Here is a 17342-nt window from a genome sequence, read left to right on the forward strand (position 1 = left end):
TATTTTTCTTAAGGGGGAGAGGAAATGTTGTTTTCAGAACAGTTGCGCAAAGCTGTCGATCCGATTTGGGAAGCGAGCTTTCATCATCCGTTTGTGAAAGAGCTCGGGGAAGGAACGCTTGATTTACGTTGTTTTCGCTATTATGTATTACAAGATTCATATTATTTGACACACTTTGCAAAAGTGCAAGCGCTTGGCGGGGCGATGGCTGACGATTTACAAACGACCGCAAGCATGGCGAATCATGCGCAAAATACGTATGAAGCTGAGCTTCGTTTACATGAAACGTTTATGAAAGAGCTCGGCATTACAGAAGAAGAAAAGGCGTCGTTTGTTCCTGCCCCAACGGCGTATTCGTACACGTCCCACATGTATCGCGCGTCGTTTGCAGGACACTTTGGTGATGTATTAGCTGCTATTTTACCGTGCTATTGGTTGTATTACGAAATTGGTGAGAGGTTAAAACATTGCAAGCCGAATCATCCAATTTATGCAAAATGGATTGAAGCGTACGGCTCCGATTGGTTCAGGCAGCTCGTCGAACAACAAATTGCGCGCTTAAATGACATCGCAAAAACAGCTAGCGAAAAAGATTTAGAGCGAATGAAGCAACACTTTTGGATCAGCAGCCAGTATGAATATTTATTTTGGGACATGGCGTATAAATTAGAACGTTGGCCAATTGAAGAGGAGGATGTTTATGCAAACGAAAGGGCTTAAATTAACAGACGTATTAACGACCGTTGTGGTGGCGATTGTGTTTGGGATTGTGTATAAAGTGTGGGGACCGCTTTACTATGCAGTAAAACCGCTTGGACTTCATCTCGATCAGCTTATTTATGGCATGTGGTTTATTGCGGCAACCGTCGCCTATTTATTGATTCGTAAGCCAGGAGTGGCTTTGCTTGCGGAAGTTGCCGCTGCTTCAGGAGAATTTTTAGCTGGATCTGAGTGGGGACTTGAAGTGTTATTTTACGGTTTTGTGCAAGGATTGCTAGCTGAACTTGTGTTTGCGGCTTTCCGTTATAAACGTTTTGATGTAGCTGTTGTGTCGCTGGCAGCTGTTGGTTCAACAATTGCTTCATTAGTGCTTGATTTTTACAAAGGATATATCGATCAATTAGCATGGTGGAATTTAACGTTATTTATCGGTGCGCGTTTCGTTGGGGCGATCATCATTGCTGGTGTATTTGCTTATTCGCTTGTAAAAGCGCTCGAGGCGACAGGTGTGACGCAACTGTTGCGCCCGACGACAAAAGAAGATTACGACTCGCTTGATAAATAGAAGGTGACATCGTTGATACACATTGAACAATTGCGGTTAAAGTTTCCGGGGGCGGAAAAACGGTTATTTACCGATGTATCGCTTTCGATTAAAAAAGGAGAAAAAGTGTTGCTTTTAGGTCCATCAGGGTGTGGAAAATCGACGTTATTACAAGTGATGGCGGGCATTATTCCACGCTCGATCGATGTGCCGATGAAAGCAAAAGCGCTTCATATTCCAAAGCAAGTCGGCTATGTGTTTCAAGATCCGGATGCGCAGTTTTGCATGCCGTACGTCGATGAAGAAATGGCGTTTGTCCTTGAAAATCTCGGTGTGCCACGTGCGGAGATGAAAGAAAAAATCGAGCGCGTTCTTCAACGCGTACGCCTTCGTCTTCCGCACGTTCATGTGCCGATTCAAACGTTATCGGGAGGAATGAAACAGCGGTTAGCGATTGCCTCTGTCTTGGCGCTTGACCCGGATGTGTTATTTTTAGATGAACCGACAGCGCTTCTCGATGAAGAAGGAACAAAAGCAGTATGGGAAACGTTAAAAGAAGTAGCGGACGACCGAACAGTTGTTATCGTTGAGCATAAAATTGATCACATTCTCGATTTTGTTGAGCGCATCATTTTATTTAATGAACATGGTGAGATCATCGCTGACGGATCAACGAATGAAATTTTTTCAACGTATCGTTCGTTTATTACTGAACAAGGGATTTGGCATCCAGACGTGTGGAAGGCGTATGAAAAGCCAAAAACAGCGCAACAACCGTATGAAGAGGGAGACGTTCTTTTACATGTGCAATCGCTCCGCGGCTTTCGACAAAAAGAAGAAAAAATAGCGGTCGACGAGTTAACGATTTATGCAGGTGAATGGATTGCCATTACAGGGGAAAATGGTGCAGGAAAAAGCACGTTGCTGCAAAGCTTCATGAAGTTAATTCGAACAGAAGGCGATATGTATTGGCGAGGAGAGCTAGTAAAAAATGATGGGGTATTATACGACAACATCGCTTTTGTATTTCAAAATCCAGAGTTTCAATTTGTTACAAATCGTGTAGATGATGAGCTAGCTTATTGTTTACGTCTTGAAAAACGCTCGGAATATGAAATAGAAGAGGAAGTAGAGAGGTTGCTTAGGCGGTTTCATTTAAGCGCCCAACGGCATTTGCATCCGTATCAATTGTCGATGGGGCAAAAAAGGCGGTTAAGTGTTGCCGCTTCAGTAACGGAGCGTCATCGCATATTGCTTCTTGATGAACCGACGTTTGGGCAAGATGCAAAAAATACGTTTGCGTTGCTCGAATGGCTTGAAGCGTATCGGCAACAAGGAAAGACGATTGTCATGGTGACGCACGATGAGCACATCGTGTCGGAATTTGCGACGAGAAGATGGGGCATTGAAAACGGAAAGCTTGTCGCGGATGAAATAATTGCACCACGGATGCTTGTGCGAGGTGGAATGAGATGAGATGGGGCATTGAACATAAAGAAACGTGGTTGCATCAAACGAATCCGACAGCGAAATTGTTATTATTTTTACCGATGTTTGTTGTGATTGTTTTTGTCCATAATCCGAACGTGCTGATCAATTGGACGATTGGGTTTATCGCGTTATTTATGTTGTTTAGCGGTTACCGGATGAAGCATGTGCTTTTATTTTTCGTTCCGTTTTTGTTTATTTTCATTTCTACGTCGTCGTCGATGATTTTGTTCGGAAAGGGAGAGACGACGTGGTTTCGTTGGGGGCTCATTCACATTACAGAAGAAAGTTTTTATCGCGGTGTCCATCTCGGATTTCGAACCCTTTTGTTTGCGATTTTCGGGCTGATGTTTGCGCTCACGACAAAGCCGGTGCTTTTATTTTATTCACTCATGCAACAAGCGAAATTGAAACCGAAATATGCGTATAGTTTTTTAGCAGCGATTCGTTTATTGCCGATCATGTTAGAAGAATTTCAAACGGTACATCAAGCGTTGAAAGTACGACGAGCCGCCAAAGCGAACGGATTTCGCGGCAAACTTGAACTTGTGAAGCGATATGCTATCCCGCTTTTATCGCAAAGCATTCGGCGCGCTCAGCGCATTGCGGTGGCGATGGAGGCAAAAGCATTTACGAATGAGCGTCCCCGGACGTTTTATTATGAGGTGACGCTCGGAAAATATGATGTGTATTTATTGGTTGTCATATGTACCATCGTGGCGCTTGGATACTATGTCGCTGATATGTTTCCGTATGTCGCGATAAAGGATGTGCGATAACATGAGGGAACTTCATCTCATCTCAACAGGAAACCAGTCAATTGAAACGTTTGTTCATATTTCATCGCTTGTCCATTCATATGTGGATTACATTCATATTCGTGAAAAGCATCGCTCAGCGAAAGAGATAGGTATGATTGTGGAAAAGTTGCTTGAAGCAAGTGTTCCACAACAAAAAATAATCGTCAATGACCGAGTGGACGTCGCTGTCGTTTATGGTGTTGGCGGCGTTCAGCTCGCTCATCATAGCCTGTCTCCCAAACGAATAAAAGAGAAGTTTCCATCTTTGCATGTCGGTCGATCTGTTCATACGTTGGAAGAAGCAAAACAAGCGGAAAATGAAAGAGCGGACTACGTCATTTTCGGACATATATACGAAACGAATTGTAAAGAAGGACGGAAGCCGCGCGGGCTTTCATCGTTGCGTCAGTTGACAAGTCACGTACGCATTCCTGTCGTTGCCATTGGAGGCATTAAACCTTTCCATGTTCGTGATGTGTTCATGACGGGAGTGAAAGGAATTGCCGTCATGTCGACGGTGTTTGAGGCGGATGATCCGCTACATATGGTTCAACGATATCGGAAACAAATGGGGGCCAATACATGGACGTTTTAATTGTTGGGGGAGGCATTATCGGCAGCAGCATCGCTTTTGAGTTAGCGAAAAGAGAAGCATCAGTCGTTGTCATTGAACGGGGAGAGTTAGCGCAAGAAGCATCATCGGCAGCAGCTGGGATGCTTGGTGCACATTCCGAGTTTTCGGCAGATCACCCGCTCATCCCGCTTGCTTTGGCGAGCCAAGCGGCATTTCCAACCGTTATTGCCGAACTGAGAGAGCTAACAAATATTGAAGTCGGATGGAATGAAGCGGGAATGTTAAAGCTGGCGACAACAATGGAAGAGTACGAAAAATTAACGGAACATTATGAATTTTGGAGGCGCATACAAACACAGCACGTCCGCTGGTTAACATCGAAAGAAGTGGCGGACATTGAACGAAATGTACGAAATGAATATGGTGCGATGTACACGATTGATCAACAAGTGAACGCGAAACAACTATCAGTCGCGTTTGCTCATGGAGCAATGGCAAAAGGAGCCCGTGTTTTACCGTATACGGAAGTGTACGATTTTATTTTCGAACGGGAACGTATTGTAGGAGTGAAAACGACGAGCGGAACGTTATATGCTGAACATATCGTCATCGCGTGCGGTGCATGGACGCCAATGTTAGCTGAAAAGTTGCGGTTATCGCTACATATGTATCCGGTCAAAGGAGAATGTGTTTCGGTTACGACAGAAACACCGCTTTTACAAACGACAGTATTTGCGAAAAACGGCTGTTATATTGTGCCGAAAGCGAACAATCGACTTGTAATCGGAGCTAGCGCCATCGCGCATTCGTTTGCCAAAACGGTGCAAACATGTAGCGTACAGCATTTGCTAGCGCGTGCGATGCAAATCGTTCCGGCTATCGCTCATTCCACATTTGAAAAAGCGTGGGCAGGCATTCGCCCACAAACAAAAGATAGCACACCTTATATCGGAGCACATCCACAATATGAGAACGTATTCGTTGTGACAGGGCATTATCGTAACGGCATTTTGTTAAGCGCCATCACAGGAAGAATTGTAAGTGATATGATTGAAAGAAAAGAAATTCCATTTGATATAACACCGTTTTCGCTAACAAGAAAGGGGGAGGGGCATGCGTTGCATCATTAACGGTGAAATGATTGATTTGCCAGCTCACATTCGTACTGTCGCTCAACTGTTACAACATTTTCGCATTCATGAAAAGATCGCGATCGTTGAAGTCAATGCGAACATTATTATGAAAGAGAAATATGAGCATACAGCCATTGCGGACGGTGACCGCATTGAAATCGTCCATTTTGTAGGGGGAGGATAATATGTTACAAATCGGGCCGTATACATTTCAATCTCGTTTATTGCTTGGCACAGGGAAATTTCCGAACATCGATATTCAAAAAGAAGCGGTTGAAGCGTCGGGGGCAGAAATTTTAACGTTTGCGGTGCGACGAATGAACATTTTTGCACCCGATCAGCCGAATTTTTTAGAAAAAATAAATATAACAAAATATAAACTGCTACCGAATACAGCCGGGGCGAAAACAGCGGAAGAAGCGGTGCGCATCGCCCGTTTAGCAAAAGCTTCTGGGCTTTGTGATATGGTGAAAGTAGAAGTGATTGGATGCGATCAAACGTTGTTGCCTGATCCGATCGAGACGTTGAAAGCAACAGAAATGTTATTAGAAGAAGGATTTATTGTTTTACCGTACACATCAGATGATGTCGTATTAGCGAAACGGCTGCAACAACTCGGTTGCCATGCGATTATGCCCGGCGCCTCACCGATCGGTTCAGGACAAGGTATTATGAATCCGTTAAACATGCAATTCATTATTGAACAAGCAACTGTTCCCGTCATTATTGATGCAGGCATTGGCGGTCCAGCTGATGTGGCATTGGCAATGGAATTAGGTGCAGATGGAGTATTGTTAAATACAGCTGTTGCTTCTGCGAAAGATCCCGTAAAAATGGCGAAAGCGATGAAGCTTGCGGTTGAGGCAGGGAGACTTGGGTACGAAGCGGGACGCATTCCGAAAAAGAAATATGCAACAGCGAGTAGCCCAAGCGAAGGGATGAGCATCGTCTAATGGATCGTTATTCACGCCAACAATTGTTTGCACCAATCGGAGAAAGAGGGCAGCAATCCATTCGTGAAAAACATGTGCTCCTTATTGGTGCAGGAGCGCTTGGAGCGGCAAATGCAGAGACGCTTGTACGTGCAGGGATTGGGAAAATAACGATTGTTGACCGCGATTATGTTGAGTGGAGCAATTTGCAACGCCAACAGCTATATACGGAAGAAGATGCGGCGAAACGATTGCCGAAAGCGATTGCGGCTTCTGTTCATTTACGAGCGATCAATAGCGACGTCGTTGTTGAACCGATTGTCGCGGATGCGGACGCCCGATTGATTGAACATATTGTTGGGCGTCATCGTCCCGATGTGATCATTGATAGTACCGATAATTTTGACGTGCGTATGATCATTAACGACGTTTCGCAAAAGTATGATGTGCCGTGGATTTATGGGGCATGTGTAGGTAGTTATGGATTAAGCTATGTGGTAATCCCGAATGAAACACCGTGTTTACGTTGCTTGCTTGAAGATGTGCCGTTTGGTGTTGCCACGTGCGATACCGCTGGGATTATTAGTCCTGTCGTTCATATGGTTGTTGCGCATCAAACGGCGGAAGCGTTAAAAATATGCGTACATGCTCAAGTGAATCGGAAACTTGTTTCATTTGATACATGGCACGGACAATATCACATGATCGATGTGCATAAGTTAAAAAAAGACGATTGTCCATCGTGTGGACCAAAGCGGACATATCCAGCTCTCCAATACGAAAATGAAACGAAATTTGCGGTGTTGTGTGGGCGGGAAACTGTACAAATTCGTCCTGCACATCGAGGAGAGCGAGAGTGGACAACGCTCCTTTCATTTTTAACAAAACGTGGAATTCAAGTGGAACAAAACGACTATTTATTTTCATTTACGGTCAATTCACATCGCTTTGTTGTTTTTTCCGATGGGCGTGTATTGATTCATGGCACAAATGATGTTCAAGAAGCAAAGCGCTTATATTATCAATATTTGGGGTGAGGGACATGGTGTATAAAGCGTTGACGATTGCTGGTTCAGATAGTGGCGGGGGAGCGGGCATTCAGGCGGATTTAAAAACATTTCATCAATTACATGTGTTTGGTATGTCAGCCATTACTGCAGTTACTGCGCAAAACACGCTCGGTGTACAAGGGATATATCCGCTCCCTGTTGAAGCGGTTGAAAAGCAAATCGATTCGATTGCCGTTGATTTGTCGCCTGATGCGGTAAAAACGGGAATGTTATTCAGCCATGAAATTATTGAATTAGTCGCTCAAAAAACGGCTCAATACAGATGGACGCGCATCGTCGTCGATCCGGTCATGGTTGCAAAAGGTGGTGCCCCGTTGTTAAAGCAAGAAGCGATTGAAGCGCTCAAACGTCACATGCTGCCGCTTGCTTATGTGTTAACGCCAAACATTCCAGAAGCGGAAGTGTTAACGAATATGCGAATTGAAACGTTAGAGGAGCGAAAAGAGGCAGCAAAAAAGCTTCATCATCTGGGCGTTCGGTACGTCGTCATGAAAGGTGGGCACGCCGAAGGAAGCGAACTAGTTGACTTGTTATACGACGGTGAACGATTTTACGAATGGAAAAGCGAGCGGATTGAAACGAAACATACGCACGGCACAGGTTGTACGTTTGCTGCCGCCATCACCGCGCAACTGGCGAAAGGAAAAACGATATATGAAGCGATTGATGTCGCAAAACGATTTATTCAAGCTGCTGTCGAACAAGGGCTACACATTGGCAGTGGACACGGTCCGACAAACCATTGGGCGCTTTATGAGTAAAAATGTTCACACCATTGACAAACATATTCGTTCCTCTCATTGTTAAAATAGAAATGGGGAATATGTTGCTGGAGGGACGAACGAGATGGAAGAACTTTCAATTACATTAAACATTACGTACGTGCTACTATTAACTTTTTTTATCGGGACGACGTTAATCGAATCGTGACGAACGACTGCACATATGTGTGGTCGTTTTCTTTTTCATGTAAATTTGGTATGATGAATATATATTTTCATAAAATCATCCGATTAGGAGTGTGAATGTTCATTGGGAGATTTACCTCTGAGTTTAATTTTTTTACTCATTGCTTTAATTTTGTTATCTGCTTTTTTTTCAGCTTCAGAAACAGCGTTTTCGAGCGTCAATAAAATTCGCTTGAAAAACTATGTGGATGAAAAGCGACGTGGTAGTAAAAAAGCACTATATATTGCAGAAAACTTCGATGAAGCCCTCTCTACCATTTTAGTTGGGAATAATATCGTGAACATTGCCGCAGCGTCCATTTCTGCCAAAGTGGCGACAGATCTGTTTGGCGGCAGCACAGGTCTTGTCATTAGCACAGTTGGCATGACGATTTTAATTTTAATCTTTGGCGAAGTGTTGCCTAAGTCATTGGCGAAAGAACATGCGGAGTCGTTTTCACTTCTTATTTCCGATGTGCTGTATATGTTAATTCAACTATTTACTCCTGTTACAGCATTGCTCGTCATGTTAAAAAAACTTGTATCGAAATTCGTTGGCCATCAAGCAGATGTACCTTCTGTGACCGAGGAAGAAATTAAAGTCATGGTCAATTTAAGTGAGGAAGAAGGGGTAATTGATAATAAAGAGAAAGAACTCGTCCATCGTTCGCTCGATTTTAACGACATTTTAGTTGGTGAAATTTTTACGCCGCGTATCGATATGGTCGCAGTAGAAGTGAATCAACCCGTTGAAGAAATTCGCGACATTTTTTTACGTGAACGATATTCGCGCGTTCCTGTATATGAAGGAGATATTGATAACGTCATCGGCATTTTGTCGGAAAGCGACTTTTTCAGTCAACTCGTACAAGGAAAAGAAGTAAACGTGCGCCAATTGTTGCGCACGCCACTATTTGTCGTTGAGTCGATGCGCATCTCTACGTTGCTGCCTGAATTGCAAAAAAGTAAAGTACACATGGCGATCGTTATCGATGAGTTTGGCGGCACATCGGGATTGATTACGTTAGAAGATATTTTAGAACAAATTGTCGGAGAAATATGGGATGAACATGATGAAGCGGTGAAAACGTTCCAAAAAATCAATGATTACGAATATGAATTTAATGCCGAATTACCGCTTGATGAGTTTTGTGACATTTTAGGAATTGATGAATTAGAAAGTTCTTCTCATACGCTTGGAGGGTGGGTGTTTGAAATGTTTGAACGCATTCCGACCGTTGGGGAATCGTTTGAATACGAATCATTAACAGTCACTGTTCGCCAAGTGGAAAACCGCCGTATTCGCAAAGTGCTCGTTCGCATTCGTGAACCGATTGTGGAAAATGTGTAAAAAGGGAGCGATTCGCTCCTTTTTTTGTTGACGAAGATGTCAACTTCCATTACGCTGAATAATCGTAAAAACATATAAGGTTAATATGGTTTTTTATGATAAAAAAATGACGATGGTCGTTGTGACGCATGAAATGCGCTTTGCTCGTGAAGTTGCTGATGAAGTGATCTTTTTTGATGAAGGGATGATCATTGAGCGTGGTCATCCGGAGCAAATTTTTACAAATCCAACACATGAACGAACGCGTCAGTTTTTACAACGTATTTAGTAAAACCCCCAAGCGAATCGCTTGGGGGTTTTTAGCCATGTTATTTAGTTGTGTAAGATCCGCCTAATTGTTGTTGTGCCATTGCAACAAGGCGTTTTGTAATTTCGCCACCAACTGAACCGTTTGCGCGTGATGTTGCATCTGGTCCAAGGTTTACACCAAATTCTTGAGCGATTTCGTATTTCATTTGATCAATTGCTTGTTGTGCACCGTATACTAATAATTGATTTGTGTTTGCCATATTCAATCATCTCCTCGTTACATTTTTTTATGGTTGGGTTAGCTGGATTTGCACCAGCAACGCGTGATGATTTTCACGCTGCCAAGCTTGGCTTAACCCATCGAATGTTGTTTGCTTGTTTGTACTACTATTTTGGGGAAAAAACATTTTATTATTCTTTTTTTTATGTGGTAATTTTTTGTGTAGTGGGAAAGATAATGGAAAATCACGAAGCGAGGGATGAATATGCACATTTGTCCGTTATGCAACGGTTTGCGAGCAATCGTTTTTTATTGTGAGCAATGTGGAGAAAAATTAAAAGATGAAGGAAAATTAACAGATTATTTTGACGATTATAGTCCGTATATGGATGCAGATATGATGAAAATGGTTGATGGTTATGCACATACGAGGAAACAACACGTCTGCGTTCATTTGTTTCATTGTGATGATTGTGATGACGATGTTGTTCGTTTTATTCAAGAGTAAAAGCCCGCTCAAATGAACGGGCTCTGTTATTATTTTTCACTATTTGAACGAATACGTAATTCTGTGTTGACGTCGAAGAAATGTGCTTTATTCATATCTAACGCAAGGTCGATTGTTTGTCCTGCTTTGACGTCTGTGCGTGCATCAACGCGTGCGACAAACTCTTGGCCGCTAATTTGCGAATATACCATAATTTCTGCACCGAGCAATTCTGCGACTTCCACATGAGCGCTTACTTTTGTGTTTTGTGACGCTTCAAGAAATACAGGCTCGTCATGGAAGTCTTCCGGACGAATACCTAAAATGACTTCTTTGCCCACATAACCTTGGTCGCGAAGCACCTTCATTTTTCCTTCTGGCACGGCAATTTTCACATCGCCGATTACGAATACGCCATCTTGTAGGACGCCACGTAAGAAGTTCATCGCTGGTGAACCGATAAATCCACCGACAAAAATATTTTCTGGTTTTTCATATACTTCTTTTGGTGTTCCAACTTGTTGGATGACGCCATCTTTCATAACGACAAGGCGTGTCGCCATCGTCATTGCTTCCGTTTGATCGTGTGTAACATAAATGGTTGTTGTGCCTAAACGTTGATGAAGTTTTGCGATTTCCGCACGCATTTGTACACGCAATTTTGCATCTAAGTTTGAAAGCGGCTCGTCCATTAAAAACACTTTCGCATCGCGCACAATCGCACGTCCTAATGCCACGCGTTGGCGCTGACCGCCTGATAATGCTTTCGGCTTACGATCTAAATATTGCTCAAGACCGAGAATGCGCGCAGCTTCCCGAACGCGACGGTCGATTTCATCTTTTGGGAACTTGCGTAATTTTAATCCAAATGCCATGTTGTCATATACGCTCATATGTGGATAAAGCGCGTAGTTTTGGAATACCATCGCGATGTCACGATCTTTTGGTGCTACATCGTTCATTCGTTTCCCATCAATGTAAAAATCACCTTTTGAGATTTCTTCAAGACCTGCGATCATGCGAAGTGTTGTTGATTTTCCGCAACCGGATGGACCGACGAATACGATAAATTCTTTATCTTGAATGTGTAAGTTAAAGTCTTTTACAGCGGTTACGTTGTTGTCATAAATTTTATACACGTGTTCTAAACGAAGCTCAGCCATGTATATGCCTCCTCATGTAATCGATTTCATTTGATTTAAGCATATATAAAAATCAACGAACGGTAAATGGACATCGTGCACAAAAAAAGAAAACGTTTTCGGGCAATGTGCCTAGTGCCTTTCATAAAGTAAAATCGCTAAATACACAGTTAGTGCTCCTTTAAACTGCTTTATATCAATCCCTGTTTTTTCGATCAGTTTATCAATGCGGTATTGTAAGCTGTTGCGGTGCATATGAAGCTTTTTTGCCGCAAGAGAAACGTTTAAATTGCATTCAAAAAACGTCTTCATCGTTTTAACTATATCGGGGTCTTGCTTAATCGGTTGCAAAAACGTCATCGCATACGTGATGTCCTCATTGTTGATCAGCAAAAGAGGAAAGACGTCTTCGATGCAGTAGACGCGTTGTTCGGGCTTATGCGTTATGGCAACTTGAAAATATCGTTTTTCGGCAAGGAACATGTGCGCAAGTTCAACAGTATGTGGGCACTTTTGCCCAATATATGTCCGCAATTGAATGTAAAAATCGCTACATAACGTATCGATCAGCTCAGACAAAGTAGAAGCAACGTTTTCTTCTTGTTGTTCAATGACGATAAAGCATTGTTCTGTTTCGGAAATGATCGTCACGTCATAAGGAAAAAGCGATTGAATCGCTTCCATAAAATCGTGTGAGTCCACCGTTCCTTTTTGTATGTAAAAGTAAATGAAGCGCGTATATGTCGAGGAAGGTAATTGTTCAAATGCTTGTTTATCGTTTTGAATTAAAAAGCGATACCATGCTTGTTGTTGTTTGTTCATCCAAGTAGTCACTGCTTCATACGGTGTAAACAATGTGGCTAATAGCGCACGTTCTTTTTGTGTGAGCATTTCTTTTTTGATACCGAAAAGCTCACCATGTTCTGTAGAAAACCACTCGTACGCATCTCGTTCATTCACTTGTCCATATTCAACAAGCGCATCTCGATAATATGCTTGTAATTTTTCTAACATGTATGTCCATTCCTTTCGTCTCCCATCACGATCATTATACAAAAAGCGGCGAGAAAATGCTCGCCGCTTTATTTCACTTCATGTGGTGGTTGTTCCGTTTGTACATCACGCGCTTCTTCAATATTTGTGGCGCGATGGCATGAATATACATAGCCTCCCGCCATGCCTTCATTGATCATACGATCGATGTCCCATTCATAATTATCGCGTTCTTTCATCATACATGCCCCCTTATTCATTATTTTGTATGAACGGAAAAAAAGTATACATCATTCACGTTGTGCGTACATATATTCATGACGAGAGGTGAAAATGATGATTGTTCAGCTTTTACATGCATTGACGAATTACGATTTAGATGAAGAGGAAGAAGCGCTTATTCGTTATTTATATGTGTTGCATATGGGAAAAGAATGGGAGAGAAAACAGGAAGAAACAAAAGAGAAATGGCGCGAGCAGTTTGAGAAAATGAATATATATAAAGAAGCATGGTTCGCATCTGAACATGCGACAGAGCGAGAAGTGTTTCGGCTATTGTTATGCAAATGTTTAAAACAGTTGCACAAACAGTTATCACACGTTTGCACTCATAACGGACAAGCCCTATAATGAATGGTTAGAAAAGCTTATTGGCAGAAGGGAGATCATTATGGGGCTTTTTCTTTATTTATTGTTTATGATCGTGGTTGGAGCATTTATTGGAGGGATGACAAATTCCCTTGCGATTAAAATGCTTTTTCGGCCGTATCGTCCGATATATATTGCAGGAAAAAGACTGCCGTTTACACCTGGACTTATTCCGAAACGGAGAGAGGAATTAGCGGAACAACTTGGACGTATGGTTGTAGAACATTTATTAACAGCGGAAGGATTGCGTCGAAAATTAAACGATCCATCGTTCGTTCAAGATATGACGAACTACGTGCAAGAAGAAGTAGAAAAATGGCTACAATCAGATCGAACTGTTGAACAATGGCTGAAGCAATTCGGTATGCCAGATCCGAAACAAACGGCAGAGATGTGGATAGAAACGAAATATAAAACGTTCATGTCGCAATATCGTCAACGTCCGCTTCATGAAATCATTCCAATTGAGGTATTACAAAAAATAGATCATGCTATTCCTTCGATTGTCGATCGCTTATTGCTCCGTTTGCGCACGTATGTAGAGAGTGAGCAAGGAGAACGTCAAATTGAACGTATGATTAATGAATTTTTACAAAGCCGCGGCATGTTTGGCAATATGATTCAAATGTTTCTTGGCAACGTCAGCTTAGCGGACAAAATTCGCCCGGAAATCGTGAAATTTTTACAAAGCGATGGTGCAAAGCTGTTGCTCGTGCAACTATTCATAAACGAATGGGAAAAAGTGAAGGAGATGCGTATAAATGAGGTGGAGCAAATAATCGATCAAGAAAAAATCGTCGCATGGGTGAAACGTCTCACCGCATCCATTGTACAAGAGCCGCTCCAAAAACCGCTTGGTGCACTCGTTGCACCTTATGTGCGACATTCATTACCGACGCTCGTTCTTTTTCTTTTACAATTTGCTTCCGAACGCATCGAGCAATGGATGAAACGACTTCATTTGCAAGATATCGTTCGTGAAGAAGTCGCATCGTTTTCAGTCGAACGGCTAGAAGAAATGATTTTAACGATTTCGCGCCGTGAATTTAAAATGATTACGTATTTAGGCGCCTTGCTAGGTGGGATGATCGGGCTCATTCAAGGTTGTATCACGTTTTTCGTTCAAATGTAGACATACAGCGGCCGCTTCGCTCATAGTGTAAAAAGAAAGGGAAAAATGAGAGGAGTGTGTCGCATGGATGTCCTTCAAGCCATTCACGGACTTTCGGAAGCGATTCGCACAAGTGAGCCGTTTGCGGAGCTTCGCCGAGCTTACGAACAAGTGCAACGCGATCCGACTGCGCACCAATTATTTGCTAGGTTTCGCACGTTGCAAAAACAAATGCAACAAAAGCAAATGAGCGGATTGCCGGTAAGCGATGCAGATATAGAATTGCTCCAGCAACATTTGCACGTTATAGAGATGAATGAAAACATTGCACGGCTCATTCATGCCGAAGAACGTTTAAACGAGTTATTCGCCCAAGCGATGACTGCGATGATTCGGCCAATTGACGAGCTATATGACGGACACTCATAAAAATGGGTGTTCTTTTTTTTATACCCTTGTCATACGTATGAATGAAGCCACGACATCGAGGGGGGACGTTTATGTATAAATTACTTGCGCTAAATATTGACGGAACATTATTAAAATCGAATGGCAAGTTGGAGAAAAAAACGAAAGAAGCGATCGATTTTGTGAAGAAAAAAGATGTGTATGTGACTTTGATGACGTCAAGAAACTTTTTATCAGCGAAAAAAGTAGCGAAGGCGTTGAAGCTAGATTCGTATTTAGTAACGTTTCAAGGTGGGCTCGTTGCCAAGTCATTAGAAGAAAAGTTATATGAGGCGGTTATTCCGGCTCAAAAAACATTTGATATTGTACACGTGCTTGAGCATTTCAACTGCAACGTTCGCTTGCTTCACGAACGGTATTCGATCGGAAATCGAAAAAAAATAAAAAACAACATGATTGCGAAAACGATTTTGGGGGATCCGTTTTTTTATCCAGCACAATTTGTTGATTCGTTAAGTGATGTGTTGCGCGACGATCCGATGGATGTGATGAAAATCGATGTGTTTTACTCGAATGAAGACGAATGTGATGAAATTGTTGAAACGATCACACATGCATTTCCAGACGTTTCTTTCAGCGTTAGTGATGGAAAAATTGAATTACTGCCAAAAAACGTTTCAAAACTAAACGGGCTAATTCGTCTTGGAAGTGAACTTGGCATTTCGTTAAAAGAAATGGTCGTCATCGGTGACCATTTGGATGATATACCAGCGATTGAAGCGGCTGGTCTTGGCGTTGCGATGGGGAATGCTCCAAAAGAGGTAAAAGCTGTTGCCGACTGGGTGACACGTTCAAACGAACAGCTTGGTGTCGCGTATATGATTAAAGAACATTTTCGCAAACAACATCGTCCGCAGTTTTTACGGCAAATTCGTACAATAGAGAAAAAATAATTTCCGTTTCTTGACGAGCTTTTCGCTTCTTCTGTACACTTAAATGAGTTTAATACTTTGAGGCGAAAGGTGATTTCATTGCATATTCATATTTGCGGACTTGAGCCGATGGATCGTTTTCAACGTTCCCTTGAGGTGATTACAGGTTTATTTTTTGAGGAGCCAACGATCTCTTTCGTACCGACAGAAGAGGCGAATGTGCGTGTGACGATTGCTGTACAACAAGGAGATCGGCTCGTTGTTAGTGGTACGTTGCAACATGAACATGGTCGCACGTATGAAGCTTATTATGAACGATCATGGAAGACAGAAGAAGAAAAAGGACGCATGAAGCAAGTAAAACATGCGGTTTCGTATATATATTTATCACTATTACAGCAATACACAGGCGTTGTGCAACAGTGGGGGATTTTAACAGGCGTTCGTCCGGTAAAGTTACTTCATCAAAAATTACGTTCCGGTTTCACGAAAGAAGAAGCGCATCGCACATTGCGCGAAGATTATTTAGTGACGGACGAGAAAATTGAGCTTATGCAACAAATTGTCGATCGTCAGTTGACGGTTGTGCCGGATTTGTACGATTTATCGAAAGAAGTGAGCATTTATATTGGTATTCCGTTTTGTCCAACGAAATGTGCGTATTGTACGTTTCCAGCCTATGCGATTCAAGGGAAACAAGGGTCTGTCGATTCGTTTTTATTCGGATTGCATTACGAAATGGAGCGAATTGGAAAGTTTCTGAAAGAGCGTAACATTCCGATTACGACTATTTATTACGGTGGCGGCACGCCAACGAGCATTACGGCAGAGGAAATGGATGCACTATATGCGCACATGTATCGCGTGTTCCCAAACGTTGAACGTGTACGTGAAATTACAGTTGAAGCCGGAAGGCCTGATACGATTACACCGGAGAAGCTGGCGGTGTTGAAAAAATGGAACATTGACCGTATAAGCATTAACCCGCAATCATATATTCAAGAAACGTTGCGAGCGATTGGACGTCATCATACGGTTGAAGAGACGATTGAAAAATTTCATCTTGCTCGCGAGGCAGGGATGAACAATATTAATATGGATTTAATTATCGGTTTGCCGGGAGAAGGTGTAAAGCAGTTTGATTATACGCTGGCACAAACAGAAAAACTTATGCCGGAGTCGTTAACGGTGCATACGTTGTCGTTTAAGCGCGCGTCGGAAATGACGAAAAATAAAGAAAAGTATAAAGTAGCGGATCGTGATGAAATTAATGAAATGATGAAGCGGGCGGAACGATGGACGAAGGAAAAAGGTTATGTGCCATATTATTTATATCGTCAAAAAAATATTCTCGGCAATTTAGAAAACGTCGGTTACGCTTTGCCGGGGCAAGAAAGCATTTATAACATTATGATCATGGAGGAGCAACAGTCAATTATCGGGTTAGGATGTGGAGCATCGAGCAAATTCGTGCATCCAGAAACAAAAGCAATTACGCATTTTGCGAACCCGAAAGAACCGAAAGCGTATAACGAAAATTACGAACATTACACAAACGAAAAATTAAAAATGATGGAACAATTATTTTAGCCC

The 17342-nt window shown here is 42.4% G+C and carries 21 protein-coding genes and 1 pseudogene; 18 read left to right on the plus strand and 4 right to left on the minus strand.

Translation table 11 applies throughout. From position 1 onward, the window contains the following. Positions 1-24: 24 nt before the first annotated feature. The 12 genes and pseudogenes from tenA to CS060_RS05350 form a co-directional block, all read left to right on the plus strand. A complete protein-coding gene (gene tenA / locus CS060_RS05295; protein ID WP_035048722.1) occupies positions 25-720 on the plus strand; it encodes a thiaminase II in 696 nt (231 codons plus the stop codon). Further along, complete coding sequence (locus CS060_RS05300) at positions 695-1285, plus strand: ECF transporter S component (protein WP_032100903.1); 591 nt, start codon at positions 695-697, stop codon at positions 1283-1285. Before tenA ends, CS060_RS05300 begins: the two co-directional genes overlap by 26 nt. A gap of 3 nt (positions 1286-1288) precedes the next feature. Next, on the plus strand, positions 1289-2740 hold the full coding sequence (locus tag CS060_RS05305; protein ID WP_035048723.1) for an ABC transporter ATP-binding protein: 1452 nt from the start codon (positions 1289-1291) through the stop codon (positions 2738-2740). After that, complete coding sequence (locus CS060_RS05310; RefSeq protein ID WP_035048724.1) at positions 2737-3531, plus strand: energy-coupling factor transporter transmembrane component T family protein; 795 nt, start codon at positions 2737-2739, stop codon at positions 3529-3531. Before CS060_RS05305 ends, CS060_RS05310 begins: the two co-directional genes overlap by 4 nt. Before the next feature lies 1 nt (position 3532). Next, positions 3533-4147, plus strand: a complete 615-nt coding sequence (tenI, locus tag CS060_RS05315; RefSeq protein WP_035048725.1) for a thiazole tautomerase TenI — start codon at positions 3533-3535, stop codon at positions 4145-4147. Then, positions 4135-5256, plus strand: a complete 1122-nt coding sequence (gene thiO / locus CS060_RS05320; protein WP_035048726.1) for a glycine oxidase ThiO — start codon at positions 4135-4137, stop codon at positions 5254-5256. Before tenI ends, thiO begins: the two co-directional genes overlap by 13 nt. Further along, positions 5240-5443, plus strand: a complete 204-nt coding sequence (thiS, locus tag CS060_RS05325; protein ID WP_035048727.1) for a sulfur carrier protein ThiS — start codon at positions 5240-5242, stop codon at positions 5441-5443. Before thiO ends, thiS begins: the two co-directional genes overlap by 17 nt. A 1-nt stretch (position 5444) precedes the next feature. Next, the gene (locus tag CS060_RS05330; protein ID WP_035048728.1) at positions 5445-6212 is read left to right on the plus strand and encodes a thiazole synthase; all 768 of its coding nucleotides are present in this window, start codon (positions 5445-5447) and stop codon (positions 6210-6212) included. Further along, positions 6212-7228 (plus strand): MoeB/ThiF family adenylyltransferase, encoded by a 1017-nt coding sequence (locus CS060_RS05335; RefSeq protein WP_035048730.1) that lies wholly within the window; start codon positions 6212-6214, stop codon positions 7226-7228. The genes CS060_RS05330 and CS060_RS05335 overlap by 1 nt, the downstream gene beginning before the upstream one ends. A 5-nt stretch (positions 7229-7233) precedes the next feature. Then, positions 7234-8022, plus strand: coding sequence for a bifunctional hydroxymethylpyrimidine kinase/phosphomethylpyrimidine kinase (thiD, locus tag CS060_RS05340; protein WP_035048731.1), 789 nt, complete (start codon positions 7234-7236; stop codon positions 8020-8022). 271 nt (positions 8023-8293) lie between these two features. Next, on the plus strand, positions 8294-9559 hold the full coding sequence (locus CS060_RS05345) for a hemolysin family protein (protein ID WP_099668752.1): 1266 nt from the start codon (positions 8294-8296) through the stop codon (positions 9557-9559). A gap of 103 nt (positions 9560-9662) precedes the next feature. Further along, positions 9663-9827: pseudogene (locus tag CS060_RS05350) on the plus strand (ectoine/hydroxyectoine ABC transporter ATP-binding protein EhuA); the annotation flags it as partial. A 40-nt stretch (positions 9828-9867) separates the two neighbouring features. Here the strand turns inward: CS060_RS05350 and CS060_RS05355 are convergent. Then, the gene (locus CS060_RS05355; protein ID WP_003395655.1) at positions 9868-10068 is read right to left on the minus strand and encodes an alpha/beta-type small acid-soluble spore protein; all 201 of its coding nucleotides are present in this window, start codon (positions 10066-10068) and stop codon (positions 9868-9870) included. Between the two features lie 225 nt (positions 10069-10293). On the opposite strand from CS060_RS05355, the gene CS060_RS05360 reads away from it, so the two are divergent. Beyond that, positions 10294-10536, plus strand: a complete 243-nt coding sequence (locus CS060_RS05360) for a hypothetical protein (protein ID WP_099668753.1) — start codon at positions 10294-10296, stop codon at positions 10534-10536. 29 nt (positions 10537-10565) lie between these two features. Here CS060_RS05360 and CS060_RS05365 read toward each other — a convergent pair whose 3' ends face one another. The 3 genes from CS060_RS05365 to CS060_RS14110 form a co-directional block, all read right to left on the minus strand. Continuing rightward, positions 10566-11678 (minus strand): ABC transporter ATP-binding protein, encoded by a 1113-nt coding sequence (locus CS060_RS05365; RefSeq protein WP_035048736.1) that lies wholly within the window; start codon positions 11676-11678, stop codon positions 10566-10568. A gap of 111 nt (positions 11679-11789) precedes the next feature. Beyond that, positions 11790-12671, minus strand: a complete 882-nt coding sequence (locus CS060_RS05370; RefSeq protein WP_035048739.1) for a PucR family transcriptional regulator — start codon at positions 12669-12671, stop codon at positions 11790-11792. Positions 12672-12739: 68 nt separating this feature from the next. Continuing rightward, positions 12740-12889: a hypothetical protein gene (locus tag CS060_RS14110; RefSeq protein WP_162471116.1), complete on the minus strand. Its 150-nt coding sequence runs from the start codon at positions 12887-12889 to the stop codon at positions 12740-12742. 97 nt (positions 12890-12986) lie between these two features. Here CS060_RS14110 and CS060_RS05375 point away from each other — a divergent pair, with 97 nt between their 5' ends. From CS060_RS05375 to CS060_RS05395, 5 genes are all read left to right on the plus strand, one after another. After that, positions 12987-13280, plus strand: coding sequence for a hypothetical protein (locus tag CS060_RS05375; RefSeq protein WP_257211121.1), 294 nt, complete (start codon positions 12987-12989; stop codon positions 13278-13280). 40 nt (positions 13281-13320) lie between these two features. Continuing rightward, positions 13321-14430 carry a DUF445 domain-containing protein gene (locus CS060_RS05380; protein ID WP_035048750.1) on the plus strand — a complete coding sequence of 370 codons (1110 nt, stop codon included), beginning with the start codon at positions 13321-13323 and terminating at the stop codon, positions 14428-14430. 63 nt (positions 14431-14493) lie between these two features. Beyond that, complete coding sequence (locus CS060_RS05385; RefSeq protein ID WP_035048751.1) at positions 14494-14838, plus strand: YlbF/YmcA family competence regulator; 345 nt, start codon at positions 14494-14496, stop codon at positions 14836-14838. Between the two features lie 71 nt (positions 14839-14909). Next, the gene (locus CS060_RS05390) at positions 14910-15770 is read left to right on the plus strand and encodes a Cof-type HAD-IIB family hydrolase (RefSeq protein WP_035048752.1); all 861 of its coding nucleotides are present in this window, start codon (positions 14910-14912) and stop codon (positions 15768-15770) included. Between the two features lie 108 nt (positions 15771-15878). After that, the gene (locus CS060_RS05395; RefSeq protein ID WP_231563630.1) at positions 15879-17339 is read left to right on the plus strand and encodes a coproporphyrinogen III oxidase; all 1461 of its coding nucleotides are present in this window, start codon (positions 15879-15881) and stop codon (positions 17337-17339) included. Positions 17340-17342 lie beyond the last annotated feature (3 nt).

Origin of the sequence: Anoxybacillus flavithermus (assembly GCF_002742685.1) — a bacterium.
GTDB classification, from domain to species: domain Bacteria; phylum Bacillota; class Bacilli; order Bacillales; family Anoxybacillaceae; genus Anoxybacillus; species Anoxybacillus flavithermus_E.

What these genes read in the sequence shown, in the direction of transcription:
- tenA (WP_035048722.1), top strand. Translation starts at nt 25, where the DNA reads ATGTTGTTTTCAGAACAGTTGCGCAAAGCTGTCGATCCGATTTGGGAA.
- CS060_RS05300 (WP_032100903.1), top strand. Translation starts at nt 695, where the DNA reads ATGTTTATGCAAACGAAAGGGCTTAAATTAACAGACGTATTAACGACC.
- CS060_RS05310 (WP_035048724.1), top strand. Translation starts at nt 2,737, where the DNA reads ATGAGATGGGGCATTGAACATAAAGAAACGTGGTTGCATCAAACGAAT.
- tenI (WP_035048725.1), top strand. Translation starts at nt 3,533, where the DNA reads ATGAGGGAACTTCATCTCATCTCAACAGGAAACCAGTCAATTGAAACG.
- thiO (WP_035048726.1), top strand. Translation starts at nt 4,135, where the DNA reads ATGGACGTTTTAATTGTTGGGGGAGGCATTATCGGCAGCAGCATCGCT.
- thiS (WP_035048727.1), top strand. Translation starts at nt 5,240, where the DNA reads ATGCGTTGCATCATTAACGGTGAAATGATTGATTTGCCAGCTCACATT.
- CS060_RS05330 (WP_035048728.1), top strand. Translation starts at nt 5,445, where the DNA reads ATGTTACAAATCGGGCCGTATACATTTCAATCTCGTTTATTGCTTGGC.
- CS060_RS05335 (WP_035048730.1), top strand. Translation starts at nt 6,212, where the DNA reads ATGGATCGTTATTCACGCCAACAATTGTTTGCACCAATCGGAGAAAGA.
- thiD (WP_035048731.1), top strand. Translation starts at nt 7,234, where the DNA reads ATGGTGTATAAAGCGTTGACGATTGCTGGTTCAGATAGTGGCGGGGGA.
- CS060_RS05355 (WP_003395655.1), bottom strand. Translation starts at nt 10,068, where the DNA reads ATGGCAAACACAAATCAATTATTAGTATACGGTGCACAACAAGCAATT.
- CS060_RS05360 (WP_099668753.1), top strand. Translation starts at nt 10,294, where the DNA reads ATGCACATTTGTCCGTTATGCAACGGTTTGCGAGCAATCGTTTTTTAT.
- CS060_RS05365 (WP_035048736.1), bottom strand. Translation starts at nt 11,678, where the DNA reads ATGGCTGAGCTTCGTTTAGAACACGTGTATAAAATTTATGACAACAAC.
- CS060_RS05370 (WP_035048739.1), bottom strand. Translation starts at nt 12,671, where the DNA reads ATGTTAGAAAAATTACAAGCATATTATCGAGATGCGCTTGTTGAATAT.
- CS060_RS14110 (WP_162471116.1), bottom strand. Translation starts at nt 12,889, where the DNA reads ATGAAAGAACGCGATAATTATGAATGGGACATCGATCGTATGATCAAT.
- CS060_RS05375 (WP_257211121.1), top strand. Translation starts at nt 12,987, where the DNA reads ATGATTGTTCAGCTTTTACATGCATTGACGAATTACGATTTAGATGAA.
- CS060_RS05380 (WP_035048750.1), top strand. Translation starts at nt 13,321, where the DNA reads ATGGGGCTTTTTCTTTATTTATTGTTTATGATCGTGGTTGGAGCATTT.
- CS060_RS05385 (WP_035048751.1), top strand. Translation starts at nt 14,494, where the DNA reads ATGGATGTCCTTCAAGCCATTCACGGACTTTCGGAAGCGATTCGCACA.
- CS060_RS05390 (WP_035048752.1), top strand. Translation starts at nt 14,910, where the DNA reads ATGTATAAATTACTTGCGCTAAATATTGACGGAACATTATTAAAATCG.
- CS060_RS05395 (WP_231563630.1), top strand. Translation starts at nt 15,879, where the DNA reads ATGGATCGTTTTCAACGTTCCCTTGAGGTGATTACAGGTTTATTTTTT.